Source organism: Actinomadura chokoriensis (assembly GCF_041463665.1).
Lineage (GTDB): Bacteria > Actinomycetota > Actinomycetes > Streptosporangiales > Streptosporangiaceae > Spirillospora > Spirillospora chokoriensis_A.
The window spans coordinates 25,290-51,562 of record NZ_JAXCEJ010000028.1; the positions used below are offsets into that span (position 1 = coordinate 25,290).

Here is a 26,273-nt window from a genome sequence, read left to right on the forward strand (position 1 = left end):
GGTGAGCATCGCGGTGCCCGGCGCCTAGGCCGCGGCCGAGAGCGAGCGGCCGCCGATGGGCAGGGCGTGGACGGCGGCCCGCGTGACCGCCTCCACCTCGTCGGGGGACAGGTCGGCGGTCGGGTTGCGGCGCATCCAGCGGATCAGCTTCAGCGGCGGCGCGAAGACGATGCCGTCGGCGGCGAACGGCGTGCGGACGAGCCTGCCGCCGTGCACCGCCAGCACGGGCGTCACCGTCACCGGTACCTCGGCGACGGCGGAGATCGCCTGGGCGGCGGCCTCGGCCCGCGCGGTCAGCGCGGCCACCAGCTTGGACTGGGTGCGGCCGTCGATGAACAGCTTGCCGCCGTGGTGGGAGATCTCCGAGTCGGGGTTCCACGCCTCGTTGTGGACCAGCCACACCCCGCCCGGCCCGATCACCAGTTCGTCGGCGGACCCGTGCCCGGGGACCGTCCGCGCGTAAAGCACCCGGTGGCCGCGCCGTTCCAGCGTGTAGCGCAGCACCCGGTTCATGCGCTCCTCGCCGCGCAGCCCGAGCCGCCACACCCGGGACGAGTGGTAAACGCGCCAATGGACGAGCACGTCCGCGGCCGTCACCAAAAGTGCCATGACGATGCCGAAAACTGCGTTGACGAGCAGCCCGCACAGTAGGAGCGTCGTCCCACCCAGAAATGCGCGGGTCCGCAATCTCCCTTTTCGGCCGCGCTGCCAGAGCTCCTCGTACACCGCCTGAGGCGAACCGCCGGTGAACGCGACCCTGTCCCTGAGGTAGATGGAGCTGCCGAACATGACCAACCTCCCAGCACCCTGCGATGACTTCAATATTATGCTGATACCCGGAACTGTGCCGCCACAGTGGGAAGGGTGACGTAAGTCAAACTGCAAAGTCACTTCTCGGCCTTGAAGGCAATCCTCACCTGGTCTTTCATGTTCGGGTTGGACTCGACGGTTCGGGGAAGAATACGGAACGTATCCCGGTGAATGCACGAAAGGCTCGATGCAACTTCCATCGCAATGAACAGAGCCTTTTTCATCGCAATGGATTTCGGTGCGCCGGGCGGGCGCGGCAGACTGGGGCGATGCACCTCAGCGCCGCCGAGAACCTCCCCGTCCGCCACGCCGTCCCCGCGCTGCGCGCGGCCCTGGACGGCGGCGGAGCGGGCTCCAGCGGCACGGCGGTGCTGGCCGCGCCGCCCGGCACCGGCAAGACGACCCTCGTCCCGCTCGCCCTCGCCGGGCTCGCCCTCGGCGGCCCGCCCGCCGAAGGGAAGGTCCTCGTCCTGGAGCCCCGCCGGCTCGCCGCCCGCGCCGCCGCCCGCCGGATGGCCTGGCTCCTCGGCGAGCGCGTCGGCGACCGGGTCGGCGTCACCGTCCGCGGGGAGAACCGTCCCGGCACCCGCGTGGACGTCGTCACCACGGGCGTGGTCCTGCAGCGCCTGCAATTCGACCCCGAACTGGCCGATGTCGGGACGGTGATCCTCGACGAGTGCCATGAGCGGCACCTGGACGCCGACACCGCGCTGGCGTTCCTGCTGGACGTCCGCGCCACGCTCCGCCCGGACCTGCGGCTGGTCGCCGCGTCCGCGACCGCCGACACCGGCCCGTGGGCGCGCGTCCTCGGCGGTGCGCCCGTCGTGGAGACCGAGGCGGCGCTGCACCCGGTCGAGACGATCTGGGTGCCGCCCGAGCGCCCCGTCCCCCCGCCGCACGGCCTGCGCGTTGACCCGGCGTTCCTCGCGCACGTCGCCGCGACCGTCCGCCGCGCGGTGGCCGAACGCGACGGCGACGTGCTGTGCTTCCTGCCCGGGGTCGGGGAGATCGCCCGCGTCGCCGGGATGCTCGCCGGTGGGGGCGCCGACGTCCTGCAGATCCACGGCCAGGCGCCCCGCTCCGTGCAGGACGAGGTGCTCGCGCCGGCGTCCCGCCGCCGGATCGTCCTCGCCACGTCGGTCGCCGAGTCGAGCCTCACCGTGCCCGGCGTCCGCGCGGTGGTGGACTCCGGCCTCGCCCGCGAGCCCCGCACCGACCACGCCCGCGGCCTCGGGTCGCTCACCACCGTCCGCGCGTCCCGCGCCATCGCCGACCAGCGTGCCGGACGCGCCGGACGCGAGGCCCCCGGCGCCGTCTACCGCTGCTGGACACCGGCCGAGCACGACCGCCTCCCCGCCCGCCCGCGCCCCGAGATCGAGCTGGCCGACCTGACCGGCTTCGCGCTCCAGGCGGCCTGCTGGGGCGATCCGGACGCCGCCGGTCTCGCCCTGCCCGACCCGCCCCCACCGGCCGCGATGGACGCCGCCCGCGCCACCTTGCACGCCCTCGGCGCGGTGCACGACGGCCAGGTCACCGGCAGGGGCCGCCGCCTGGCCGGCGTCGGCCTTCACCCGCGCCTCGCCCGCGCCCTGATCGACGGCGCCGCCGAGGTCGGCGACGGCGCCGCGTCCGAGATCGTCGCCCTGCTCTCCGAGCCCCCGCCCCGCTCCGCCGGCGACGATCTGACCGCCACCTGGCGGGCGCTCCGCCGCCAGAGCCGTCCCGCCGACGCCCATGCCGCGCGGTGGCGCGACGAGGCTACGCGCCTCCGCAGGTCCCTTGGCCACCCGTCCCCGGAGGCCGGGCCGTCCGGTCCGGGCGGGACCCCGGCGGAGCGCGGACCTCGCCCGGATTCGGCGCGCCGGGGCGGGGGCGCGCCTCCCGGCGGGCAACGCGACGATCATGTCGCAGGCGTCGTGGTGGCGCTGGCGTTCCCGGAGCGGGTGGCGCGGGCGCGGCGGGGGAGCGGGTACCTGATGGCGTCCGGGACGGGCGCCGTGCTCGCGGACGGGACGGCGCTCGCCGGGGCGCGGCCGGAGTGGCTCGCGATCGCCGAGGCCGACCGTCCGGCCGGGTCGGCGTCGGCGCGGGTCCGGCAGGCCGTGGTGATCGACGAGGACGTGGCGCGGTCCGCGGCGGCGCCGCTGCTGGAGACGGCCGAGGAGGTCGCCTGGCGGGGCGGCGACGTGGCGGCCCGGCGCGTCGAGCGGCTCGGCGCGATCGAACTGGACGCCCGGCCGCTGCGCGACCCCGATCCCGACCTGGTGCGGGCCGCGCTGCTGGACGGCCTGCGCTCCGAAGGGCTCGGACTGCTCACCTGGACGCCGGCCGCCGTCGCGCTGCGGCGGCGGCTGGCCTTCCTGCGCGAGGCGCTCGGGGAGCCGTGGCCGGCCGTCGACGACGCGGCGCTGCTGGAGCGGGTCGAGCAGTGGCTCGCGGCGGCGCGGCGGCGCGCCGACCTGGCCCGGGTCGACGTCGCCGGGATGCTGCGCGGCCTCCTGCCCTGGGACCAGGCCAAGCGGCTGGACGAGTACGCGCCCGAACGCGTCGAGGTGCCGTCCGGGTCGCGGATCCGGGTGGACTACTCGGGGGAGCGGCCCGTCCTCGCGGTGAAGCTGCAGGAGCTGTTCGGCTGGGACGCCGCGCCCTCGCTCGCCGGCGGCCGCGTCCCGCTGGTGGTGCACCTGCTCTCCCCGGCGGGACGTCCCGCCGCCGTCACCGCCGACCTCGCCTCGTTCTGGCGGGAGGGCTACAAGGCGGTCCGGGCCGAGCTGCGCGGACGCTACCCGAGGCACCCCTGGCCCGAGGACCCCGCGAGCGCCGTCCCGACGAGGCGGACGAAGCGCGCTAGCGGGAGTTGATCAGGACCTCGATGCCGTCCAGGACGCGGGCGAGGCCGAACTCGAACGCGCGCCCGGGGGCGACGGCCGCGCTGTACTCCTGCCCGGCGGCGGTGCCGACCCGGGTTCCGAGGGGGTAGTCGGCCTCGTTCACGAGCGTGCCGAGCACGGGCGCGACCGACTCCCACCACTGCTCGTCGCTCATGCCGCTGCGCCGCTCGGCCTCGGCGGCGTTGACCGAGACGCGGGCGGCGCTCTCGGCGAAGCCGGTGACGAGCGCGACGACCGAGTCCATCTCCACGTCGGTGAGGCCGAGGCCGTCCACGGCGCGCAACTCGTACTCGTACTTGCCGAGCGTGTTCGGGCCCATCGGCGGGCGCACCGTCGTGATCTGCAGCAGCCACGGGTGCCGGTGGAACAGCGCCCATTCGTCGCGGGCGATGTGCTCCAGCCGGGCCCGCCACGTCCCGTCGCCGGGCGGGGTCAGCTCGCCGAACGCCCGGTCGAGCATGACGTCGATCAGCTCGGCCTTGCCGGGGACGTAGGTGTAGATCGACATGGGGGACACGCCCAGCTCGTCGGCGATGCGGCGCATGGACAGGGCGTCCAGCCCCTCGGCGTCGGCCAGCGCGATCGCGGTGCGGACGATCTCCTCGGCGGTCAGCCGCGGCTTCGGCCCCCGCTTCGGCCGCTCCCGCACGCCCCACAGCAGTTCCAGGCTGCGCCTCGGGTCACCGCCCCCGCTGTACTCGGTCACCGTCCGATCCTCTCAGGACGAAACTCTGTACGACGTACGGTATATTGGCCGGCGATGGTTAATCCGTACTCTGTACATAGTTAGGGAGGGCGCATGGCCGAACCGCGGTTCGCGGTCGTCGCCGAAGGGCTGCGCAAGCGATACGGCGACACCGAGGCCCTGGCCGGGCTGGACCTGCGCGTGCCCGCCGGCACCGTGCACGGGCTGCTCGGCCCGAACGGCGCCGGAAAGACCACGGCCGTCCGCGTCCTGACCACGCTGACCGCGCCGGACGGCGGGAGCGCCCGGGTCGCCGGGCACGACGTCGTGCGCGAGGCGGCCGAGGTGCGGCGCGGCATCGGGCTGGTCGGGCAGCGCGCGGCCGTCGACGAGATCCTCGGCGGGCGGCAGAACCTCGTCATGTTCGGCCGCCTCCACCACCTCGGCGCGAAGCGGGCGCGGCGGCGGGCGGACGAGCTGCTGGAGCGCTTCCGCCTCACCGGCGCCGCGGACAAGGCCGCGGGGGAGTACTCCGGCGGCATGCGGCGGCGGCTCGACCTCGCCGCGTCCATGATCCTCGCGCCGCCGGTGCTGTTCCTGGACGAGCCGACGACCGGCCTCGACCCGCGCGCCCGCAGCGAGGTCTGGGACGCGATCCGCGCGCTGGTGGACGGCGGGACGACCGTCCTGCTGACCACCCAGTACCTGGAGGAGGCCGACCGGCTCGCGTCCGCGGTCTCGGTGATCGACCACGGCCGCGTCATCGCCGAGGGCACCCCCGACGAGCTGAAGAAGCGGCTCGGCGGCGACCGGATCGAGGTCGTCGTGGACGATCCCGCCGCGCTGCCGGAGGCGGCCGGAATCGTCGGCCGGGTCGCGGCCGGGGAGGTCGACGTGGACGCCGAGGCACTGCGGATCGGGGCGCCGGTGTCCGGGCGGGCCGCCGCGCTCACCGAGGCCGTCCGCGCCCTGGACGAGTCGGGCGTCAAGGTCGCCGACATCGGCCTCCGCCGCCCCACACTGGACGAGGTGTTCCTGCACCTCACCGAGAAGGAGGAGGTGCCCTCGTGAGCGCTCAGGCGCTTCGCTGGGCCGTCGCCGACGGGTGGACGCTGACCGGGCGGGCCCTCGCCCACTGGCGGCGGCAGCCCGGCCAGATCGCCATGGGGCTGCTGTTCCCGGTGATGGTCGTGCTGATGATGGGCTACCTGTTCGGCGGGCAGATGGACGTCCCCGGCGGGGGGAGCTACCGCGCGTTCATCGTCCCCGGCATGTTCGCTCTGACGATGGCGTTCGGCGTCGAGGAGACGTTCGTGCGCGTCGCGGGCGACGCGGCGAAGGGCGTGACCGACCGGTTCCGCACGATGCCGATGTCCCCGTCCGCGGTCGTGGCCGGCCGGGTCGGGGCGGACATGATCTACGCGGTCGCCGGGCTGGCCGTGATGGCGGCGTGCGGGGTGCTGATCGGCTGGCGCGTCCAGGACGGCGCCGCGAAGGCCCTCGCCGCGTTCGGGCTCCTGCTGCTCCTGCGGTTCTCGCTCATCTGGACGGGCGTCTACCTGGGCCTGATCGCCAAGGGGCCGGAGTCGGTGGTGGCCGTGCAGATCCTGGTCTGGCCGATCGGGTTCCTGTCCAGCGCGCTGATCGCGCCGAGCACCATGCCCGGCTGGCTGGGCGCGGTCGCCGAGTGGAACCCGATGTCGGCGACGGTCACGGCATGCCGCGAGCTGTTCGGCGACCCGGCGGGCAGTGGCTCGGTGGGCAGTGGCTCGGCGGGCGGCGGCTCGTGGGCGGCGCAGCACAGCCTGCTGATGGCGGTCGTGTGGCCGCTGGTGATCGCGGCGGTGTTCGTCCCGCTGTCGATCCGCCGGTACCGCGCCCTCGGCGGCTAGGGCCGCCCTTCCGCGGTCAGGGCAGGAGGGCGGCGCGGTGGCGGGCCAGCGGCAGCGCCGGGTAGCACGCCTCGGGGAGTGGCTCCGTGCCGTTCAGCACGGTGCGGAGCCTCGCCCCCACGGCGGCGGCGTCGTAGGGCTGGACGACGCACAGCTCGGCCTGCATCGCCTGCCGCGCCGCGCCCATCAGCGCCGGGACGTCCCCGACGATCACGACCTCGGCCGGGCCGTCGCCGTAGGAGAGCCGCACCGCCAGGGCGTGCATCCCGGCGGTGCCGGCGCCCTGGTAGCGGAATTCGCAGACCAGGCGGTCGCCGTCCAGCGGGCCCTCCTGGATCAGCCACGCCTGGCCGGGCACGACCCGTCCGAGCGACTCCTCCCAGGGGGCCGCCGGGACGTCGCCGAGCGCGTCGGCGGCGCGTCCCGCCGCCCTGCGTCCCTCGACCGGGCCGATCGCGGCGATCGCGCGCAGGAACGCCCGCGCGCCGGGCGTGGCCGCCGCCCGCAGGCAGCCGATCAGGTCGCCGAGCGCGGCGCGCCGGCCCTGCGCGTGCGGGGCCGCGGCCTCCAGCGCGCCGAGCTGCGCGGACGCCCACACCTCCGCCTGCAGGGGGCCGGGCAGCGCCGGAAGGGCGTCGGACTCCCGGACGTAGGCCGCGTACACGTCGCGGAGCCCCGGCAGCATCAGCTCGGGGCCTGTCGAAGACCGGCTCGCACTCACCCCGCCAGCGTATGAGACGGAAGGGAGCGGCGCGTCCCGGGCGTGCGGTGCGGCCGGGCCGGCCGGGACGCGCCGCGGGTCCCTACGCGGGGAGGGTCAGCAGGGTGCGGCCCTCGCCGATCGCGCGGACCTCGAACCGGCTGATCTCCTCGGGACGCAGCGCCGTGCCGCCCTGCAGCGCGAGCTGCGGCTGCGGCGATCCCGGCAGCCCGTAGCCCTTGGCGGGGACGGACCAGCCGACGACGGTGTGCGCGTCGCCGCGCTCGTCCACCGCGACCAGCTCGCATTCCAGCGGCCCCCGGACCCTGCTCAGCCGCATTCCGATCCGGCTGCCCCACGCCTTCTGCTGCGTGGCGACCGTCCCGGTGACGCCGGTGCCCGCGTCGGTGGCCGATGTCCGCCGCCCGTCCCGCAGCAGCGCGGCCGTCCCGTCGTCCTGCCGCGCCGGCGGGGAGGGCGTCGCGTCCCGGTCGGCGCCGAGCGTGAAACCGGCGCCGAGCGCCCCGCCCAGCAGCACGACCCCGGCGGCGGCCGCGGCCAGCGCGCGCGCGGCCCGGCGCCGCCGCTGCCTGCCGATCCTGTGCCGCATCAGGTCCGAGACCGCGGCGGGCTCGGGTGGGACCGGCATCGCGTCGGCCGGTTCGGCGATCGGCCCGATGCCGTCCAGCGTCTGGGCGAGCCCCCGCAGCGCGCCGAGCTCCTCGTGGCAGGCCATGCACGCCGACAGGTGCGCCTCGAACGCGCGGCGGTCCGGCTCCTCCAGCAGGCCGAGGGCGTAGGCGCCGACGTCGATGTGCAGCATGTCCGCGCTCATGGCGTCACGCCCCTCTCCTCCAGGGCGACGCGCAGCGCCCTGAGCGCGTAGTAGACCCGGGACTTCACCGTGCCCACGGGGATGCCGAGATGCCTGGCCGCCTCGTTGACCGAGCGGTCCCGGAAGAAGGTCTCGTTGAGGACCTCGCGGTGGGCGGGGGACAGCGCGAGGAGGGCTTCGGAAACGACGACGGAGCGCAGCAGATCCTCCAACCCGTCGGGCACCCGCATTTTCTCCAGCGGGCCCTCGCCCGCCTCCTGCGGCCGTGCGTTCTTGCGGCGCTGGTCGTCGATGACGATCCGGCGGGCGACCGTCGCCAGCCAGGGCAGCAGCGAGGCCGCGTTCTCGTCGAGCTGGTGCGCGCTCCGCCACGCGCGGATCATGGTCTCCTGCACGACGTCCTCGGCCCAGTGCCGGTCGCCGCCGGTGAGGCGGAGGACGAACGACAGCAGCGGGCGCCCGTACACGCGGTACAGCTCGGTCACGATCACCTGGTCGTCCACGCCGCCCGCGGGCTGCGGGCCGCGGAACCAGCTCCACGGTCCGGGCGGGCGTTCGCGGGTGGCCGAGGCGGCCGGTGATCTGTGGGCCATCGGGGTCTCCGGGCGGGTGCGGGGGCGGGACGACGCGGGTGACCGTGAGTCGGGTGTCACGCTGGGAGGCAGTACGCGATTCCGCGGCAGGCCGGTTCAACCGAGACCGGTTTGTGGTGGATTTTCCGGAAGCTCCCTTACTAGTTCGACAGGTTTTCCTTGCCTTCCGGTGCGGACGATCACCGCATCGCGTCCAAGCTGCGTACGGACGGCGACACGATCTCGACACGGAGTTCTCCGCCGGGGCAACGCTCACTCCACGCTTGGAGCGAATGAGGGCATCAGGCCCAATTGCCCACACAGAGGACCGAGGGGCGGGATCGGCACGATGGAAGGAAACGGGGAAGCACAGCTCAGCTACCGCCTGCTGCTGGCGGTGGACATCCAGGGCTACAGCAAGCGGGACACGCGCGAGCAGCTGCTCGCGCAGCGGCAGCTGTCGGACGCGCTCGACCGCGCCGCGCGCGGCGTCGGCCTCGACCGCGCCGTCTGGGACAAGCAGGTCGGCGGGGACGGCGAGCTCGCCACGCTGCCGGACGGCGTCGACCCGGCGCCGGTCGCCGGCGACTTCGTGATCGGCCTCGACCAGGCGCTGCACGAGGTCAACCGGGACGCCGGCCGGTTCCGGCTGCGGGTGCGGCTCGCGCTGCACCACGGCACGCTGACGGCGGGGCCGTTCGGGCCGGCAGGCGACGCGCCGATCGTCGTCCAGCGGCTGCTGGACGCCGGACCGCTGCGCCGCCTGCTGTCCGACGACTCCGGCCGCGACCTGGCCTACGTCGTCTCGGACTCGCTGTTCGACGACGTCGTCCGGACCGGGTTCTGCGCGCTGCCGCCGCACGACTTCCAGGCGGTCAAGCTCGTCGCGAAGGGCATGACGTTCCGCGGCCACATCCACACCGGCCGCGCCGCCCGCAGCGCCACCCGCCCCGCGCGCCGCCGGGGCGCCGACGCCGGCGGCGAGCGGGGCGGACCGGCCGCCGGTCCGCCCTCGCACGCCCGCGTCCTGGCCCTGCCGACCGCCGCCGCTCGCTGACGGGGAAGGAGCCGGGGCCGCCCGTGGTTGTGCGAGGGAAAGCGGATCACTTCCACGGAGGCGGACGATGGCGGACGACGCGGCGCTGGTGAAGCTGCTGGAGGACCGGGACCTCGGGGTGCTGGCCACGCTGAAGCGGGACGGGCGGCCGCAGCTGTCCACCGTCAACTACCACTTCGACGAGGCCCGCCGGCTCGTCCGGATCTCGATCACCGCGGACCGGGCCAAGGCCCGCAACCTGGCCCGCGACCCGCGCGCCAGCCTGCACGTCAGCGCCCCGGACGGCTGGTCCTGGGTCGTCGCCGAGGGCACCGCCGAGCTGACCGCCGTCGCCGCGGACCCGCACGACGCGGCCGTGGAGGAGCTCGTGCGGGTGTACCGCGACATCCGCGGCGAGCACCCCGACTGGGACGAGTACCGGCGCGTCATGGTCGAGGACCGCCGCCTGGTCGTGCGACTGCGCGTCGAACGCCTCTACGGGCAGGCCGGCTGACGCGCGGCGCCGGGCCGGCGGCCTTGTGCGGCGGTGCGCGGGTGGCTACGGTTCGGTGATGATGCAGGCCACCGCCACCACCAGCGCCACGCCCGAAGAGGTGTTCCGGCACCTGGCCGTCCCCGAGGCGTGGGGGGCGTGGGGGAAGTTCCCCATGCCCGCCAAGCAGGTGCGCAAGGGTGACACCACCACCTACGGCGTCGGGACGGTCAAGAAGATCTGGCCCGTCAGCGAGCAGACCGTCGCCTACGAGCCGTACTCGCACTTCGGCTACGTCGCCCTGTCGGGGATGCCGGTGCGCCGCTACCGCTCCGACATCCACCTGGAGGCCGGCGACTCCGGGACGGTCATCCGCTGGGAGGCGGCGTTCGAGCCGCTGATCCCCGGCACCCGCCCGCTGGTGGCGCCCGTGCTGCGGCTGATGCTGAAGTTGTTCACCCGCCGGCTCCCCGCGCACCTGGAGAACTGCCCGGCCGACTGCCCCGCCCGCCGCGCCGGCGACATATAGGGCACGCATGTAAGGCGGGCAGGCAGGACGGGCAGGGCGGGCGGGTAGGGCGCGGGCATGGGCCGGAGACCGCGCGACCCCCCGCGCGGCCTCCGGCGGAAAAAGGTGCAGGCCGAGAGCACCCCGCAGTTCCCTCGGCCTGCACGATCCGGCCCCCCTTGTCGGATCCCGTTCAGACGGGATCCGGGCCGTACACCTCCCAAAGCTCCCCGGCAAAGAATTTGCCGAAGTGGAGGAGCTTGCCCGCCCCGTCAGGGCCGGACGTGCGGAAGGTCGTCAACTGCCGCGCGAAGTCCGTCAGCCGGATGTGCAGCACCCCCGCCGCGACGACGTCCGCGCCGTCCTCCGCCTCCTCGCCGACGTGGCCGTCCAGCAGCCGCACGTACAGCGTGGAGGTGTCCGGCCAGATCCGCGTGGGCGGCCCGTGCAGGACGTTCTTGTGCCCGCTCAGCGTCCGCCGCCGGTCCTCGCCGTCGCGGTAGAACAGCCGGTACCTCATCAGCCGCCGGTCGTCCGCGCCGTCCGCGACGAACAGGTTGAACATGCCCCGCTCGACCGGGCAGCGGCCCCCCTGCCCGCCGACGTCGATCCACCCCTCGGCCTTCGCCTCGTGGCCGGGCTCGGTGAGGAACCGGTCGGTGTCGTCCGCGGTGATCGTCAGCCGGAACGACAGCGGCCGGCGCCCGTCCGCGAGCTCGCCGATCCGCGGGTCGCGCTCCCCGTAGGTGACGAACCCCTTCATCTCCTCGGTGAACGACAGCGACGTATGGCCCGCCGCGGTGGACGGTCCCCGTGCCCCGCCGCGGCTCCCCGAGTCGAGGCCGTACGCCGAGCCGTTCCCCGCCCCGCCAAGCGAGCCGGCTCCCCCGGCCGGCTCGGCCCCCGCGGCGGACGGGACGGTCGCGGACCGGGCCGCACGCCGTCGTGCGGACGTGTCCTCCAGCAGCCGCGTGGCCAACCGGTCGGCGTGCGCGGCGATGGTGAGCGAGGGGTTCGGGCCCACCGGTCCGGGCATCGCCGCCCCGTCGGCGATGTAGAGGCCCGGGAACCCGAACACCTCGCCGAAGGCGTCGCAGACGCCCTCGCCCGGGTGGGCGCCCATGGGGGCGCCGCCCAGCGGATGGACGGTGATGACGCGCTTGCGGAACCACATCGGGTTGTCGGCGTAGTCGGCGCCGAGCACGTCCGCGATCCCCCGCATCGTCTTGCGGACGCGGTTGAACAGCGCCTCGCTGGTCTCGGCCCTCCAGTCGGCGGCGAGCCGGCCGCCGCTGAGGTGCAGCCGCCCGTCGGCGGTGTCGCGGCCCATGCCGAGCAGCGGCAGCGAGCTGACCGTGAGGGCGCCGTCGCCGATCAGGTCGGCGATCTCCTTGGACAGGTTCGTGTCCGGCGCGTCCTTGAAGAACTCGGTGAACCGGTTCCACAGGAACTTCACCGCGCGCTCGAAGTCGTTGCCGAGGTCGAGGCTGTCGACGATCCAGTCGGTGAAGCCGGGGTAGCCGCCGTCCTCGATGTAGGCGCCGCGGCCCGCGCCGGGCACGCCGTCCAGCGCGTCCGGAAGCCGGATCGCGGTGGTGATCACCGGCCCGCGGGCGGCGTTCAGCGGCCGGACGCGGTTGCGGTCCTTGGCGCGCAGCAGGAACGTCAGCAGGTCGCCGTTGCCGCTGAACCGGGTGCCGAGTGCGGCCGGCAGCCCGGGGAACGCCGCCCGCGACTTCAGCAGCAGGTACGTCGTGCCGTAGGTGCCGGCGCCCAGGATCAGCCGGTCGCAGGAGATCGTCCGGACGGGCTGGCGGATCTTCTTCGCCGCCAGGTCGGCGTGGTGGACGTAGTCGACCTCGTACCCGCCGCCCGGCCGCGGCCGGATCGCCTTGACCTCGTGGGAGGTGCGGATGTCGGCGCCGTGGTGCGCGGCCGCCGACAGGTAGGTGTGGTCGAGGCTGTTCTTGGCGCCGTCGTTGCAGCCGATGTCGCACTCGCCGCACAGCCTGCACGTCCGCCGCCCGGCGCCGTGGATGTTGCCGTAGCCCGCGTCCGCGATCGGCAGGCTCAGCCCCGGCCGGCCGCCGGGACGCGAGGCGAAGCTGACCGCGAGCGGCGGCAGCGAGATCTCCAGCCCGAGCTCGGCCGCCGCGTCCTGCATGGCGTGCGTCTTCGGGGTGTCGTCGAACGGGACCTGCTCCAGCGGGTACGGCGTCGCGCCCATCATCCGCTCGACCGCGTCGTAGTGCGGGTCGAGGTCGGCGCGGGTGATCGGCCACGGATCGTGGCCGCCGTCCGGGCGGTCGTTGACGAACCAGCGCTCGTCCTTGCGCAGCAGCACGTTCGCGTAGATCAGCGACCCGCCGCCGAGCCCGGAGGACACGACCGAGTCGCAGCCGCTGAAACTCCAGACGTCGAACATCCCGTACAGGCCCTCGGCCGGGTCCCAGAAGGCCCGTCCCATCTCGGCCGGCGAGCGGGGGAAGGACCCCGGCGGGTACGGCTGCCCGCGCTCCAGCAGGACGACCGACTCGCCGGCCTCCGCCAGCCGGTACGCGGCGACGGATCCGCCGAACCCGGACCCGACCACGACGGCGCCGGCGTGCTCGACCGCCGCCCCGCCCCCCTTCGGGGACGCCCCCGGGGCCCCCGACTCGGGGGCCGGGCGGCGGCCTCGGCTCCGCTGACCCTCCGCTCCGCTCATCGATCAGCCCGCCTTCCGCTTCAGGAAGTCCACGACCTGCGGGAAGACCTCGGTGGCGGAGTTCTCGCCCATGAACGGGTCCTGGTGGCCGTAGCCGGGCAGGATCGCCAGCTCGTGCAGGCCGGGCGTGATCTCGTCCAGCGTGCGGTGGCAGACGATGTTGGAGTCGGTGAACACGTGGTTGCGGTCTCCGGTGAGGAACAGGATCGGTGTCGTGACCGTGTCGGCGCGCGACAGGTAGTCGTCCGGCAGCGCCGCGAAGCGGGGGTCGCGCGGGCGGTACTTCACCGCGCGGCCGGCCTTCACCATCGCGTGGATGTGCCGGTAGTAGTTGACGTTGCAGGCCCCGAACAGGTCGGGCAGCCGGCCGTGCGTGACCGGCGACATCTTCTCGTGCGAGAAGATCGGTTTCCCGCCGCCCCACATGAAGCTGAGCATGTGGCAGGCGGGCTCGGCGCACTCGCGGTGGAACGGCGCGACCGCCTTGGCGAGCAGCCAGCCGCGCGTCATGACCGGAGCGGTCCCGTACCGCGGGTCGAGCTGGCACGGCCCGACGGCGTACTCCATCAGCGCGGGCCCGTAGCCGAGCTTGATCCGCGACCAGCGCGGCGTCCGCGGGGTGACCGAGACGCTGTTGCAGACCAGGCTGGTGACACCGGTGACGGTGCCGGCGAACAGCGCCATCGAGAACGAGATCGCGCCCACGCAGTGCGTGATCACGTGGAGCCGGCGGTCCCCGATGTGGCGGCGCAGCTCGGCGAGCGCCGCGGGGTGGTCGTGGAGCGCGATGGTGTCGAGGTCGTTCCGCTGCGTCTCGGCGTTGTAGGGGAACCGGCCGCTGATCCGGTAGTCGGCCGCCCACACGTCGCCGAACCCGGCGTCGTGCAGGTAGTTCACCAGGTTGGTGTGCTCCGGCATGATGTACATGTCGCTGGAGGTCGTCAGGCCGTGCACCAGCAGGACGACGTCGTCGCTGTCGGCCCGGCGGAACCGGGTCAGGTTCAGGCCCAGCCCGTCGTCGGTGGCGAAGGGGTGCACGGACACCTCGGCGCCGGCGACGCCCGCGTGCGTGAAGCGCGCGATCCGCTGCTGATCCATGTCCGTCTCCTCCGCTTTCTGACGATCCAACCTTGCCAAACGCGAATATCGGCGCGGCATCGTGGAGAACCCGTACTTACGTGTGCGACAGGATTCGGTGCACGTACGGGACCTACGTGAACCAAGTGTCGGAACGACAACCGCGTGTCGGAACTACTCGGAACGGTTCATCGCGGTCGCGACGCCGACCCGCGAGGTCACACCTATCTTGGCGAAGACGCGGGACAGGTGTGTCTCGACCGTCCGGACGCTGAGGTACAGCCGCTCGGCGATCTGCTGGTTGCCGAGGCCGTCGGCGACCAGCAGCGCGATCTCGTGCTCGCGCGGCGACAGCCCGAACGGGAGGTCCTTCCTGCCCTTGGCGCTCTTCGCGGGCGTCCCGGCGGCGGGCACCCGGACGCCGAGGCGGCGCTGCTCGCGGACGACCTGCGCGTGCAGCCCCCGCATCCCGCAGGACTCGAAGATCTCCGCGGCGGCGCGCAGCCGCTCCCGGGCCTGCGGGCGGTCGCCGGCGGCGGCGTGCGCGAGCCCGGCGGCCAGTTCGGCGCGGCCCGCCTCCGGCCGCCGCCCGGCCTTGGCGAGCAGGTCGGCGGCCTCGGCGGCCAGGGTCGCGGAGGCGGCCGGGTCGGCGGCGCGCACCGCGTGGGCGCGGGCGAGGCGGGCGAGGCCGATGTCGCCGGGCAGCGCCGGGTTGGCGATCGCCTCGGCGATGCCGGCCCAGTTCGCGGCGTCGGCGGCGTCGTCCTGCGCGGCGCGGACGTGCGCGAGCGCCTCCGCGCATATGCCGAGCGTGCCGAAGTCCAGGCCGAGGGTGCCGTCGCCGCACGCCTCGATCAGCGTGGTGGCGCCCTCCTCCAGCCGGCCCTCGTTGATGATCGCGATGGCGCGGGCGACGTGCGCCATGTGCGTCCACCACTCGCCCGAACCGGTGTCGTTGGCGACGGCCTCGTCCCCGGCCCGCACCGCCCGCTCGTGGTCGCCCATCCAGGACGCGGTCAGGCACTGCTGGATCAGCCCGTAGGCCAGCACCTCCTGCGAGCGCAGGTCGCGGCCGACCGCGGTGGCCTCGTCGGCGACGGCGGAGGCCTCCTCCAGCCGTCCCAGCTGGGCCAGGGCGCGGGACTGCCCGGCCAGCATGTAGCCGAGTACGTACGTCTGCCCGGTCGCCTGGGTGATCGACACCAGCCGCTCCGCGTGCCGCAGCGCCTCGTCGTACATGCCGAGGAAGCCTTCGGCGAACACCAGCCAGGCGAAGCAGTCCAGGCAGTCGGCGAACTCGTTGTCGGACGCGGCGGCGAACAGCCGGTCGGCGGTCTGCGCGTGGCCGATCGCCTCCTCGACCTCGCCGCGCCCGTAGGCGACCATCGGGCGCATCGACGCGACCGCCGCCGTCAGCCCCGCGCCCCACCCGGGGGCGCTGTCCGGAATGGTCTCCAGGATGGCGTGGGACCCGCGGGTGTCGATCCGCTGGATGCGGTCGGCGACGAGCCGGATCCGCAGCAGCACGGCCTCGGGGGTCTGCCGGTCGGTGATGAGGCGCAGCTCGTCCAGCACCAGGGCGCGGGCCTCGTGGATCCGGCCGATCTGCCGCTCCATGATCGCGCACATGTGGACGGTCCGCGCCCGGCGGGCGATGTCGTCGGGCGGCAGCAGCCCGAGCAGGGTCCGCGCGGTCTCGCGGCCCTCTTCGGCGTGCCCGCTGACGGCCTGCACCCGGGTCAGCTCGACGAGGAGCTCCCGCCGGTCGGGGTAGGTCTGGTCGGCGGCGTCGGGCATCAGGTCGAGCGCGGCCTGCAGCCAGTACGCGGCGGTGCCGGGCGCCTGCAGCGCGACGACGCGGGCGGCCTCCACCAGCGTCCGGATCGCCTCGCGGTCGCCGAACCGCGCGGACCGCACCACATGGTGGGCGCGCACGGCCGCCGGCGCGCCCAGCGCGGACAGCCGCGCCGCCACCCGCGAGTGCGCCGCGATCCGCCAGCCCGCCGCCGTGGAGGCGTAGGCGATGTGCCGCACCAGGGGATGCCGGAACCGGAACCGGCCGCCCGGCGCGGGCCGCACCACGTCGTGGCCGGTCAGCACGTCGATCGCGGCGAGCGCGTCGCCCTGCTCCATCTCCGCGGCGACCGCGGCGAGCGCGGGCTCGAACACGTCGGCGGCGACGGCCGCGCCGCGCGCCATCTGCAGCGCCTGCGGCGGCAGCGCGCTGAGTTCCACCTGCAGCGCCGCCCGGACCGCCGGCGGCACCTCGGTCAGGTTCGCGACGCCCTTCTCCCACTGCCGGTCGAGGCCGTTTCCGGCCACGGGGGCGATGCCGTCCGCCATCTTGGCGAGCGCCTCGAGGTAGAACGGGTTGCCGCCGCTGGCCTTGAACAGCGCGTCGCACCGCGACCGGCTGACCTCCGGGCCGAGGAACTCGCGCACCTCGCTCTGCGTGAGCGGGTCGACGGTCACCCGCACGCCCTGCGGGCCGGCCGCGTCCACCAGCGCCGCCAGCCGCGGCGACGCCTGCGCCGGGCGGTAGGCGACCGCGACCAGCACCCGGGCGCGCGGCGGATGCCGGACGAGATGGTCGAGCAGCTCGATCGTCGCGTCGTCGGCCCAGTGCAGGTCGTCCAGGATCAGCACCAGCCCGGACGGCTCGGCCAGCTCCTCCAGCAGGTGCCGGACGGTGCGGTGCAGCTGGTACCGCGCCACCTGCGACTCCGGCGAGGCGAAGGCCGGCTCGCCGGTCAGCTCGGCCAGCGCGGGGAACACCGTCCCGAGCAGGCGCAGCGCGCCCGCCGACAGGCCGAGCGTGTGCTCCTCGAGACGGTCGTCGAGCGCGTCGACCACCGCGCCGAACGGCATCTCCTGCTCGAACTCGGCCGCGCGCCCGGCCACGAAGGGCAGCTCCCGCGTGACCGCGCCGTCGGCCAGCTCGTTCAGCAGCCGCGTCTTGCCCGCGCCGGGCTCGCCGACCATCGCCAGGAAGCCGTAGCCGCCCTCGGTCGCGTCGAGGACGCGGTCTATCTCGTGCAGCGCGTCCCGTCGCCCGACCAGCGGAGCGTTGCCGGAGACCCCGGCCCCGCGCGCCGCACGACCCTGCATGTCCACATCCCAACAGCGCCAGGCGGTCGATACGCCGTGATCATGCTTCTCGTTGTGGTCCCTGAGAATTGCGGAATTACCTTATCGGGTAGAACGTCAATAAGGTGGGGCAACACGCCCGCGCCCGCGCGTGACCTCCACGGGGCGGCCTCCTCCGTGACCGTGTGTACATAGCAATGAACGGCCCTCGGGCGCCCCATGTCAACCTCGGGTGGGTAAACCGTCGCGGCGCCGTGACATCCGGTGGCCGGGTCAGGTCTCCGAGCCGGCTCGGCTCTCCAGGCCGAGGCGGACGGCGGCCTCCCCTCCAGCGGGACTCGTCGCCGGACGGGGTGTGGCGGCGGAGGTCGTGGCCGCGAAAGTCGCTTCGCTCATTGGACGACCAGTACCTCCAGCGTGCGGGGCCCGTGCACGCCCTCCACGCGCGACAGTTCGATGTCGCTCGTCGCCGACGGCCCCGACACGAACGTCAGCGGGCTGGACGGGTCGAGCCGTTCGAGCGCCTCGGGGACGTCCGGCGCGACCTGGTCCGCGAGAACGACGATCAGGTGGTAGTCGGGCACGAGCGACAGGGCGCGCGGCCCCTGCGCGGCGCCGTGGTCCAGGACGATCGTGCCGGTCTCCGCGATCGCGACGGCGCAGCCGGTGACCGCGCCCGCCAGGCCGTCGAGCGACGGCGGGGACGGGTCGCGGACGAGTGGCGCGCCCGTCGCCGCCGTCCACTCGGCGGGCAGGTCGGCGGGGACGCCGTAGGAGCCGGGGCGGGCCGCCAGCCGCCCGGCGACCGCCGAGGGCAGTTCGGACGCGTCGACCCGCAGGACCGTCGCGCGGTAGTCGGCGACCCGCTCGGCGAACAGGTCGAGGACGCCGTCCTCGTGGTGGCGGCGCAGGTAGGAGCGGTCGATCCGGTCGTAGGAGGCCGCGACGTCGGCGGCCGGCCGGGTGGGCACGATGCCCTCTATCCGGCGGAGGATCTCCTCGCGGGCGTTCACTCGTCCTCCTCCTTGCGGCCGCCGTCCGTCCGGGCCCACCAGGCGCGGAAAGACTCGGGCGGCGGGGCGGGCGCGTCCCGCGTCTCGGTCCAGGCGTTCAGCGGCCCGGGCAGCCGCCGGATCCGGCCGCCGCGCGCCACGATCCGGCGGCTCGCGGACGCGGCGCGCTGGGCGAGGCCGAGGCGGGTGGGGGAGCGCAGCGTCCACCCGGCCGCCGTCATCGCCACCCGCTCCAGCGGATGGCGCGGGCCCTCCTCCACCGCGCGGGCGCGCAGGTGGACGAGCACCTCCGGGATGTCGATCGCGACCGGGCACACCTCGAAGCACGCCCCGCACAGCGACGAGGCGTACGGCAGGGAGGCGTCCACGTCCGATCCGATGCCCTTGATCTGCGGGGACAGGATCGCGCCGATCGGCCCCGGGTACGGCGACCCGTAGGCGTGGCCGCCCGCGCGCCGGTAGACCGGGCAGACGTTCAGGCACGCCGAGCAGCGGATGCAGCGCAGCGCCTGCCGGCCCACCTCGTCGGCCAGGGTGGCGGTGCGGCCGTTGTCCAGCAGGACGAGGTGGAAGTCGCGCGGGCCGTCGCCGGGGGAGACGCCCGTCCAGGTGGAGGTGTAGGGGTTCATCCGCTCCGCGGTGGACGAGCGGGGGAGCAGTTGGAGGAACACCTCCAGGTCCCGCCAGCTCGGCACGATCTTCTCCACGCCCATCACGGAGATCAGGGTCTCGGGGAGGGTGAGGCACATCCGCCCGTTGCCCTCCGACTCCAGGACGACGAGGGTGCCGGTGTCGGCGACGGCGAAGTTCACGCCCGACACCCCGACCTTCGCCGACAGGAACTTGGCGCGCAGGTGCCGCCGCGCGGCCTCCGCCAGCTCGGCGGGGGAGTCGGTCAGATCTTCCGGCGCGTCCTCCATCGCGCGCAGGAAGATGTCGCGGATGTCGGACCTGTTCCGGTGGATGGCCGGAACGAGGATGTGCGACGGCCGGTCGTCCCCGAGCTGGACGATCAGTTCGGCGAGGTCGGTCTCGTAGGCGGTGACGCCCTCCTCGGCGAGGAACTCGTTGAGGCCGATCTCCTGCGTCGCCATCGACTTGACCTTGACGACCTCGGTCTCCCCGGTCGCCTTCACCAGGTCCGCGACGATCCGGTTGGCCTCGGCGGCGTCCCGCGCCCAGTGCACCGTCCCGCCGGCCCCGGTGACCTTCTCCTCCAGCAGCCGCAGGTAGTGGCCGAGGTTCTCCAGGACGTGGTCCTTGATCTGCTTGCCCGCCTCGCGCAGCGCGGGCCAGTCCGCCAGCTCGGCGACGGCCCCGGCGCGCCGCCCCCGGATCGTGGCGGTCGCGTGCGCGAGGTTGCCGCGCAGCCGCGTGTCGGCCACGGCCCGCCGCGCCGCGTCCGGGAACGAGGGCATCCCGAGGTAGGTCGGCATGGCAGGAGAGGTCATGACGGGTCCTCCTCCGTCGACGCGAGGATCTCGACCAGGTGGACGGTCCGCACGCCCGCCCGCGTGCGGGTGAGCGCGCCGCCGATGTGCATCAGGCACGAGTTGTCGGCCGCGCACAGCGCCTCGGCCCTCGTCTCCCGGACGGCGGTGACCTTGTCGGCGCACATCGCCGCCGACACCTCGGAGTTCTTCAGCGCGAACGTCCCGCCGAACCCGCAGCACTCGGCCGCGTCCGGCAGGTCGGCCAGGTCGATGCCGCGCACCTGGCGCAGCAGCCGCAGCGGACGGTCGCCGACGTGCAGCATCCGCAGCGAGTGGCACGTCGGGTGGTAGGTGACGCGGTGCGGGAAGTAGGCGCCGACGTCGGTGACGCCGAGGACGTCCACCAGGAACTCCGACAGCTCGTACACGCGGGAGGCGACCCCGGCGGTGCGCGGCGCCAGCTTCGGATGCCAGTCGCGGACCATCGCGGCGCACGACGCGGACGGCGTCACGATCGCCTCGTACGGCTCGAACGTCTCCGCGAACCCCTTCACCAGGGGCAGCGCCTGCCGCCGGTACCCGGTGTTGAGGTGCATCTGCCCGCAGCAGGTCTGCGACTCGGGGAACTCGACGTCGTGGCCGAGCCGCCGCAGCAGCCGCACCATCGCCTTCCCCGTCCCCGGGAACATCGTGTCGTTGACGCAGGTGAGGAACAGCGCGACCTTCATGAGGCGCCTCCAGGGCGGCGGCCGAGAAATCGATGCCGTTTCTACCCGATCAAGGCCGCGTCAGTCGGCGCATCGCCGCAGCCCGTCGGCGCGGTGACGAACACGATCGCGCGGGCCCGCCGACCGGTGGCCCGCCGACCGCGCCAGAGCGCCTGGCGCGAGCAGCGGACGCGATAGGCGAAACTGTCCACCCGGGCCGGAGCCGGACAGGGCGCGGGCTTGGTGCGGCCCGCCGCCGGTGCGATCATGATCGTGAGCTTCGAGACGGGCGGTCCGGATGGGTTTCGGCGGCTTCTCCCTGTCGGACCTGCTGCGCGTCCTGGACGAGGAACTGCCCGCCGCGGTGAAGCTGCGGCACCGGCTGCACGCCGTCCCGGAACTCGGCGCGCACGAGCACGCCACGATCGCGCTGGTCGAAGGCGATCTCCCGGTCACGGGGGCGCCCTTCGCGGGCACCGGCAGGCTGGCGTCCACCGGCCTGCCGGGACGCGGCGCGGTCTGGGTTCGGGCCGAACTGGACGGGCTCGCCATCGCCGAACGGACCGGGTCGCCGCACGCGGCGGCGAACGGGCACATGCACGCCTGCGGCCACGACGTGCACCTCGCCGCCCTCACCGCGCTCGTCCGCGCCGCGCACCGGATGCGGGACGTCCTGCCGGCGCGGCTGGTCGCGGTCTTCCAGCCGAGCGAGGAGCGGTCCCCGTCCGGCGCGCTGGCCCTCGTGAACGAGCCGGCGCTCGGCGCGGGCGTGCGGGCCGCGGTCGCCGCGCACGTCCACCCCGACCTGCCGTGGGGCGGCCTCGGCATCGAGCCGGGCCCCGTGAACGCCGCCGCCGACGCGGTGCACATCGTCGTCGAGGGCGCCGGCGGCCACGCGGCCTACCCGCACCGGGCCACCGATCCGGTGCTGGCGATGGCGCACCTCGTGGTCGGCCTGCACGGGCTCGTCGGGCGCCGCGTCGACCCGGTGCGGGCGGCGACGCTCACCGTCGGGAGCGTCCGGGCCGGGTCGGCGGAGAACGTCATCCCCGGACGGGCCGAGGTCATGGCGACCGTACGGGCGCTCGACGAGGACGACCAGGACCGGCTGCGCCGCGCCGTGGCCGGCATGGCCGAGCACATCGCCGCCGCGCACGGCTGCACGGCGGCGCTCACCTTCCCCAAGAGCGAGCCGGCCCTGGTGAACGACGCGGGCCTCGCCCGCGCCGCCCGCGAGCTGGCGGAGCCGGCGGGGTTCGCGATCGCGCCGCCCTGGAAGTCCTGCGGGGGCGACGACTTCGCGCACTACCGGGCGGTGTGCCCGGCGCTCATGATCTTCGTTGGGCTGGACGGCGCGCCGGGGTTCACGCGGGTCCCGCTGCACCGGCCGACCTTCCTCCCGCCGGACGAGGCGGTGCGCGCCGTGGCACGGGCGCTCGCCGTCGGCTACGTCGCGGGGGCCGCCGCCTCCTGATCCGGCCGCCGGAAGACCAGCACCTTGAACAGCGGCAGCGTCCCGATCGAGTGCGCGCCCACGGAGACGAAGCCCTGCGACTCGGCCGCCCGCCTCAGCTCCGCGGAGGAGAACGCGTTGCACATGTCCGGGTTGCCGGTGATGAAGCCGTCGGCGTACTCCTCCGACAGCCCGTTGGCGATCATCGAGTCGCGCCACTGCGCGACCGCCTCGGCGGCGTCGACGCCCGCGTCCTCGTCGACCCCGAACGCGTCGGAGAACACCAGGCTCCCGCCGGGCCGCAGCCGCTTGGCGCACTCGGCGAAGAACGAGTCGGCGCTCGCCGGTCCCGCGTTCCGGTCGAGCATGAAGTGCGACACCAGCGAGCCGAAGACCACGTCGTACTGCAGGTCGTCGCGCACGCCCTGCCACGCGATCTGCCGGAGCAGGTAGACGCGCGCGTTGACGTCGTCGCCCAGGTACTCGCGCGCCAGGTCGTGCATCTGCTCGGCGCGGTCGACGGCGTAGTAGTGGCCGACCGGCGGGAGGTCGCCGAGCGCCTCCGACGGCGCCCGCAGATGCTTGATCCACGGCAGGATGCGGGCGGTCAGGCTGCCGGTGCCGTGCCCGATCTCCAGCAGGTTCACCGGTTTCCCGGTGCCCTGGCGGATGTGCAGCACCTCGCGGGCGACGGCCGCGGCGCACTCGGAGATCAGCTCGTTGTAGAGCGGGATCCAGCAACGGGCGTGCTGGTCGTACCGGTCGAAGTAGACCGGCGGGCGGCGCTCGGTCTGCTGCGTCCAGGCCGCGTCCCAGCGGCCGATCCGGTGCTTGGTGAGCCAGGCTCGCTTGAGGGTGACGAAGTCGTCGGTGCACTCGAACTCGACCGCGCCCTCCAGCACCGCGTTGTAGAACACGCGGGCGTTCTCGCAGCGGTGCTCGTCGTGCTCCATCACGAACGTCTGGTGGCCGCCGTTGCGGCTGCGGCGGTACCCGCCGAAGGTCGCGTCGCTCTCGATGAGCAGCAGGTTGAGGCCGATCGACTCGCTGCTGAACGGATGCCGGGCGCGCCGGTCGATGTCGTCCTTGGTCGCGACGTAGATCTTGTAGTCCTTGTAGCGCTGCAGTTCCTTGCGCCAGGTGTCGATGTAGCGCGAAAGCTCCGCCTCGCCCTCGAAGAAGAGGCGCCAGTCGATCAGGAAGACGCGTTCGCCGACCGGCGTGCTCAGGTCGGGCTTGCTCGACTTCCAGAAGGGCTCGACGTCCTCGGTGAGGTCCGCGATCGCCTTGACCCGCACGTCCTTGTTCTTCTGCAGCGCGTTGAACATGCGCACGTAGTACTCGGAGTGCGCGGTGATGACGGACTGCCCGCCCTCCCGGACGGCTCCCGACAGCGCCCGGACCAGGCCGTCCATCAGGTAGAGGTGGGCGTGGTCGCCGGCGTGGGCGTCGAGGACCTGCTGGACGCCGCGGTGGAACTCGCCGCGGGCGCGGCGCAGCTCGCGGTGCCCGGGGCTGAGCACACCGGTCTGCAGCCCGTCCAGCAGGCGGCGCAGGTCCGCCTCGAACCGCTTGAAGTTCGCCTCCCAGCTGGCGTCGTTCGGGTACCGCAGGTACTTGGGGGCGCCGAAGTCCTCCGGCAGGTCGTCGGAGTCCTCCTGCTTCAGCACGATCACCGGGATGTCGGCGCAGCGGGCGAAGCCCACCTCGAACGCCAGGTTGGGACGGCCCGAGGACCCCTCGATGATCATCAGGTCGCAGAGCTGGATCTGCTCCTCGATCTCCGCCCCGATGTTGCGGATGTGCTGCTGCTCGCTCCAGTCGTAGACCTCGCAGTCGCGCTCGCCGAGCTGCCGCTTGACGATGTCGAGCGCCTTGCGCAGCGGGCCGTCCTCGGGGACCTGCTGGGACCAGGCCAGAAACACTCGTGTACGGTCCAACGTCCCTGCCTCCCGAGTGCGCGTCCAAGGGGAATGCGGAATGTGCTCCGCAACCAGCATCGTGGGCGGGACGGCGGATTTCTATGGCGTGTGCCGCGTTACCGGACCGGTTTCGGCCGCGATATCGGCCGTGATTGGGCCTTTATCGCAATTCACCCATGCCGACGAGGCCGGCGAACCGTTCGCCGTCGCTCGCCACGCCGCCGTCCAGCCACTCGCGGGGGCCGGCGAGGCCCGGCGGCAGCAGCTCGAACCCGTCGAAGAACCCGCGGATCTGCGCGCTCGGGCGGGCGCCGAGCCGGGCGCTCGCGCCCTCGTAGACCTGCTCGGTCAGCGACATCTGCTCCGGGAAGGCGTCCGTGGCCAGGTGCGAGAGGATCAGCCGGCTGCCGGGAGCCAGCGCGTCCCGGTACCGGGCGACGAGCGCGGCCGGGTCGTCGGCGTCGTCCACGAAGTGCAGCACCGACACCAGCAGCAGCGCCACCGGCTCGGAGAAGTCGATCATGTCGCGGACGGCGGGGTGCGCGAGCACGCCGTCCGGCCGGCGCAGGTCCGCCTCGGCGAATCCCGCGTTCTCCGCGCCGGCGAGGAGCGCGCGGCCGTGCGCGCACACGACCGGGTCGTAGTCGACGTAGACGGTCCGCGCGTCCGGCGCCACGGACGTCACGGCCTCGTGCACGTTCTCCCGCGTCGGCAGCCCGGAGCCGAGATCGAGGAACTGGCGGACGCCGGCCGCGGCGCAGGCGCGCACCGCCTCGCGCATGAAGGCGCGGTTGAGGCGGACGCCGCGCACCACCCGGCCCTCGGAGATCTCGACGACGCGTTCGGCGGCCTCCCGGTCGGCGGCGAAGTTGTCCTTGCCGCCGAGCCAGTAGTCGTACATCCGCGCCACGTTGGGGGATCCGGTGTCCAGGCCGGCGGCGGCCCCGTCCGAGAAGTCGGTCACCGGGTCATGATCGTGCCATCGGGGGCCGGCGGCAACACGGACGGGCGACGGCCCCGGGGCGAGGTTCTCGCCGAGGCCGGCGACCCGGCCGGCCGCACCCGGTGTGACCAGCGCTTGCGCGAAAGGCCGCCGCACCTGTAGTCGTTACACCGTGAGTGAGCGCTGGGACGTCGTCGTGGTCGGGTCGGTCAACGCGGATCTGGTGGTCGGGGTCGACCGGCGGCCCGCGCCGGGGGAGACCGTGCTCGGCTCCGACCTCGTCGTCCATCCGGGCGGCAAGGGCGCCAACCAGGCGGTCGCCGCCGCGCGGCTCGGCGGCCGGGCCGGGATCGTCGGGCGGGTCGGCGACGACGGGCACGGCGACTTGCTGCGCGGCGCGCTCGCCGCGGACGGCGTGGACCTCGCCCACCTGGCGACCACGCCCGGAGTGCCGACCGGCGTCGCGCTGATCACGATCGGGCCGGACGGCGACAACAGCATCATCGTCTCGCCCGGCGCCAACGCCCGGCTCGGCCCGGCGGACGTCGAGGCCGCCCGCGCGATGATCGCCGGGGCGTCCGTCGTGTCGTTCCAGCTGGAGGTTCCGCTGCCCGCCGTGGAGGCCGCCGCCCGCGCCGCGGCGGAGGCGGGCGGACGCGTCGTCCTCAACCTGTCGCCGCCCGCGCCCGTCCCGGGCGAGCTGCTCGCCCTGTGCGACCCCCTCGTCGTCAACGAGCACGAGGCGGCGTTCCTGCTGGACGGCGCCGGCGACGCCGGCGAGCTGGCGGCGGCGCTCGCCGGCTCCGGGCCCCGCTCGGTCGTCGTCACGCTGGGCGCCGACGGCGTCGTGGTCGCCGACGGCGAGGGCGTCACGGGCATCCCGTCCCCGAAGGCGGACGCCGTCGACACGACCGGGGCGGGCGACGCCTTCACCGCCGCGCTGTGCCTGCGCCTCGCCCGCGGCGACGCGCTGCGCGACGCCGCCCGGTACGCGGCCCGCGTGGGCGCGGCCGCCGTCCGCAAGCCGGGCGCGCAGAGCTCCTACCCCACGCCGGACGAACTGCCCGAGCCCTAGCGGCTCGTCCGGGCCCGCAGCCGGTACAGCTCGTCGGCGACGTCGTGGACGTCGGCTCCGAGGTCGAACGCGCTGAGCAGATGCAGGTCGTCGGCGGTCTCGATCTCCAGCATCCGGGTGCGCAGCAGGAGCCGGCGCCGCTCGTCCACCCGGATCGCGCTGATCTCGTCCCACGCGACGCGGCGGCGCCCCGCGTAGCCGGTCACGACCGTGAGCCCGCCCTCGTCGGCGGCGAGCCGGACCGGCGCGACCAGGTCGCGCAGCGCGAGCGCGTTCAGCCCCACCGCCGCCGCGGCCGCGAGGAACACGAACTGCGGGTCGTGGCCGTAGAGGACCGCGAGGGCCGTGACGGCCGCCGCCGCGGCGCACTTCACCGCCACCTGACCTGGGGGTACCCGCCACCGCCGCCGTGCTCCCGCGTTCATGCCCGCCAC

General features: G+C 74.2%; 25 protein-coding genes. 8 read left to right on the forward strand and 17 right to left on the reverse strand.

Going from position 1 to position 26,273, the window contains the following annotated elements; all coding sequences use genetic code 11:
- Window positions 1–24 precede the first annotated feature (24 nt).
- Window positions 25–789, reverse strand: a complete 765-nt coding sequence (locus SM418_RS32070; protein WP_371945157.1) for an NERD domain-containing protein — start codon at window positions 787–789, stop codon at window positions 25–27.
- A gap of 98 nt (window positions 790–887) precedes the next feature.
- On the reverse strand, window positions 888–1,118 hold the full coding sequence (locus SM418_RS32075; RefSeq protein WP_371945155.1) for a hypothetical protein: 231 nt from the start codon (window positions 1,116–1,118) through the stop codon (window positions 888–890).
- Here SM418_RS32075 and SM418_RS32080 point away from each other — a divergent pair.
- Window positions 1,080–3,671, forward strand: coding sequence for an ATP-dependent RNA helicase (locus SM418_RS32080; RefSeq protein WP_371945153.1), 2,592 nt, complete (start codon window positions 1,080–1,082; stop codon window positions 3,669–3,671). The two genes, SM418_RS32075 and SM418_RS32080, sit on opposite strands and share 39 nt — an antisense overlap.
- On the opposite strand, the gene SM418_RS32085 is transcribed toward SM418_RS32080, so the two are convergent.
- The gene (locus SM418_RS32085; RefSeq protein WP_371945152.1) at window positions 3,658–4,407 is read right to left on the reverse strand and encodes a TetR/AcrR family transcriptional regulator; all 750 of its coding nucleotides are present in this window, start codon (window positions 4,405–4,407) and stop codon (window positions 3,658–3,660) included. The two genes, SM418_RS32080 and SM418_RS32085, sit on opposite strands and share 14 nt — an antisense overlap.
- A 93-nt stretch (window positions 4,408–4,500) precedes the next feature.
- Here SM418_RS32085 and SM418_RS32090 point away from each other — a divergent pair, with 93 nt between their 5' ends.
- Both SM418_RS32090 and SM418_RS32095 read left to right on the forward strand, forming a co-directional pair.
- Complete coding sequence (locus SM418_RS32090; RefSeq protein ID WP_371945150.1) at window positions 4,501–5,457, forward strand: ATP-binding cassette domain-containing protein; 957 nt, start codon at window positions 4,501–4,503, stop codon at window positions 5,455–5,457.
- Window positions 5,454–6,278, forward strand: a complete 825-nt coding sequence (locus tag SM418_RS32095) for an ABC transporter permease (protein WP_371945148.1) — start codon at window positions 5,454–5,456, stop codon at window positions 6,276–6,278. The genes SM418_RS32090 and SM418_RS32095 overlap by 4 nt, the downstream gene beginning before the upstream one ends.
- Window positions 6,279–6,294: 16 nt before the next feature.
- Here SM418_RS32095 and SM418_RS32100 read toward each other — a convergent pair whose 3' ends face one another.
- From SM418_RS32100 to SM418_RS32110, 3 genes are all read right to left on the reverse strand, one after another.
- Window positions 6,295–6,999: a hypothetical protein gene (locus tag SM418_RS32100; protein ID WP_371945146.1), complete on the reverse strand. Its 705-nt coding sequence runs from the start codon at window positions 6,997–6,999 to the stop codon at window positions 6,295–6,297.
- An 82-nt stretch (window positions 7,000–7,081) separates the two neighbouring features.
- The gene (locus SM418_RS32105; RefSeq protein ID WP_371945144.1) at window positions 7,082–7,813 is read right to left on the reverse strand and encodes an anti-sigma factor family protein; all 732 of its coding nucleotides are present in this window, start codon (window positions 7,811–7,813) and stop codon (window positions 7,082–7,084) included.
- Entirely contained in the window at window positions 7,810–8,406 is a 597-nt protein-coding gene (locus tag SM418_RS32110) for a sigma-70 family RNA polymerase sigma factor (protein ID WP_443098412.1), read from the reverse strand. Before SM418_RS32110 ends, SM418_RS32105 begins: the two co-directional genes overlap by 4 nt.
- A gap of 328 nt (window positions 8,407–8,734) precedes the next feature.
- Here SM418_RS32110 and SM418_RS32115 point away from each other — a divergent pair, with 328 nt between their 5' ends.
- The 3 genes from SM418_RS32115 to SM418_RS32125 all read left to right on the forward strand — a co-directional run bounded on the left by SM418_RS32115 (window position 8,735) and on the right by SM418_RS32125 (window position 10,443).
- The gene (locus tag SM418_RS32115) at window positions 8,735–9,442 is read left to right on the forward strand and encodes a hypothetical protein (RefSeq protein WP_371945143.1); all 708 of its coding nucleotides are present in this window, start codon (window positions 8,735–8,737) and stop codon (window positions 9,440–9,442) included.
- A gap of 67 nt (window positions 9,443–9,509) precedes the next feature.
- Window positions 9,510–9,935, forward strand: a complete 426-nt coding sequence (locus tag SM418_RS32120; protein WP_371945141.1) for a PPOX class F420-dependent oxidoreductase — start codon at window positions 9,510–9,512, stop codon at window positions 9,933–9,935.
- Window positions 9,936–9,993: 58 nt separating this feature from the next.
- On the forward strand, window positions 9,994–10,443 hold the full coding sequence (locus SM418_RS32125) for an SRPBCC family protein (RefSeq protein ID WP_371945140.1): 450 nt from the start codon (window positions 9,994–9,996) through the stop codon (window positions 10,441–10,443).
- Window positions 10,444–10,615: 172 nt separating this feature from the next.
- Here the strand turns inward: SM418_RS32125 and SM418_RS32130 are convergent, their stop codons facing one another.
- From SM418_RS32130 to SM418_RS32165, 8 genes are all read right to left on the reverse strand, one after another.
- On the reverse strand, window positions 10,616–13,129 hold the full coding sequence (locus SM418_RS32130) for a GMC oxidoreductase (protein WP_371945139.1): 2,514 nt from the start codon (window positions 13,127–13,129) through the stop codon (window positions 10,616–10,618).
- Between the two features lie 3 nt (window positions 13,130–13,132).
- Entirely contained in the window at window positions 13,133–14,227 is a 1,095-nt protein-coding gene (locus SM418_RS32135; RefSeq protein ID WP_371945138.1) for an alpha/beta hydrolase, read from the reverse strand.
- A gap of 153 nt (window positions 14,228–14,380) precedes the next feature.
- The gene (locus SM418_RS32140) at window positions 14,381–17,314 is read right to left on the reverse strand and encodes a helix-turn-helix transcriptional regulator (protein WP_371945137.1); all 2,934 of its coding nucleotides are present in this window, start codon (window positions 17,312–17,314) and stop codon (window positions 14,381–14,383) included.
- Between the two features lie 252 nt (window positions 17,315–17,566).
- A complete protein-coding gene (locus SM418_RS32145; RefSeq protein WP_371945136.1) occupies window positions 17,567–17,689 on the reverse strand; it encodes a hypothetical protein in 123 nt (40 codons plus the stop codon).
- Window positions 17,686–18,306 (reverse strand): LutC/YkgG family protein, encoded by a 621-nt coding sequence (locus SM418_RS32150; RefSeq protein WP_371945134.1) that lies wholly within the window; start codon window positions 18,304–18,306, stop codon window positions 17,686–17,688. Before SM418_RS32150 ends, SM418_RS32145 begins: the two co-directional genes overlap by 4 nt.
- A complete protein-coding gene (locus SM418_RS32155; RefSeq protein ID WP_371945133.1) occupies window positions 18,303–19,757 on the reverse strand; it encodes a LutB/LldF family L-lactate oxidation iron-sulfur protein in 1,455 nt (484 codons plus the stop codon). Before SM418_RS32155 ends, SM418_RS32150 begins: the two co-directional genes overlap by 4 nt.
- Window positions 19,754–20,467, reverse strand: coding sequence for a (Fe-S)-binding protein (locus SM418_RS32160; protein ID WP_371945132.1), 714 nt, complete (start codon window positions 20,465–20,467; stop codon window positions 19,754–19,756). The genes SM418_RS32155 and SM418_RS32160 overlap by 4 nt, the downstream gene beginning before the upstream one ends.
- 41 nt (window positions 20,468–20,508) lie before the next feature.
- Window positions 20,509–20,715, reverse strand: a complete 207-nt coding sequence (locus SM418_RS32165; RefSeq protein WP_371945131.1) for a hypothetical protein — start codon at window positions 20,713–20,715, stop codon at window positions 20,509–20,511.
- Window positions 20,716–20,744: 29 nt separating this feature from the next.
- Here SM418_RS32165 and SM418_RS32170 point away from each other — a divergent pair, with 29 nt between their 5' ends.
- The gene (locus SM418_RS32170) at window positions 20,745–21,920 is read left to right on the forward strand and encodes a M20 metallopeptidase family protein (protein WP_371945130.1); all 1,176 of its coding nucleotides are present in this window, start codon (window positions 20,745–20,747) and stop codon (window positions 21,918–21,920) included.
- Here SM418_RS32170 and SM418_RS32175 read toward each other — a convergent pair.
- Together SM418_RS32175 and SM418_RS32180 are read right to left on the reverse strand one after the other, a co-directional pair.
- Window positions 21,893–23,824, reverse strand: coding sequence for a methyltransferase (locus tag SM418_RS32175; protein WP_371945128.1), 1,932 nt, complete (start codon window positions 23,822–23,824; stop codon window positions 21,893–21,895). The two genes, SM418_RS32170 and SM418_RS32175, sit on opposite strands and share 28 nt — an antisense overlap.
- A gap of 157 nt (window positions 23,825–23,981) precedes the next feature.
- Window positions 23,982–24,785 carry an SAM-dependent methyltransferase gene (locus tag SM418_RS32180; RefSeq protein ID WP_371945126.1) on the reverse strand — a complete coding sequence of 268 codons (804 nt, stop codon included), beginning with the start codon at window positions 24,783–24,785 and terminating at the stop codon, window positions 23,982–23,984.
- A 151-nt stretch (window positions 24,786–24,936) separates the two neighbouring features.
- On the opposite strand from SM418_RS32180, the gene SM418_RS32185 reads away from it, so the two are divergent.
- Entirely contained in the window at window positions 24,937–25,839 is a 903-nt protein-coding gene (locus SM418_RS32185; protein ID WP_371945125.1) for a ribokinase, read from the forward strand.
- On the opposite strand, the gene SM418_RS32190 is transcribed toward SM418_RS32185, so the two are convergent.
- Entirely contained in the window at window positions 25,836–26,264 is a 429-nt protein-coding gene (locus SM418_RS32190; protein ID WP_371945123.1) for a PH domain-containing protein, read from the reverse strand. The two genes, SM418_RS32185 and SM418_RS32190, sit on opposite strands and share 4 nt — an antisense overlap.
- Window positions 26,265–26,273 lie beyond the last annotated feature (9 nt).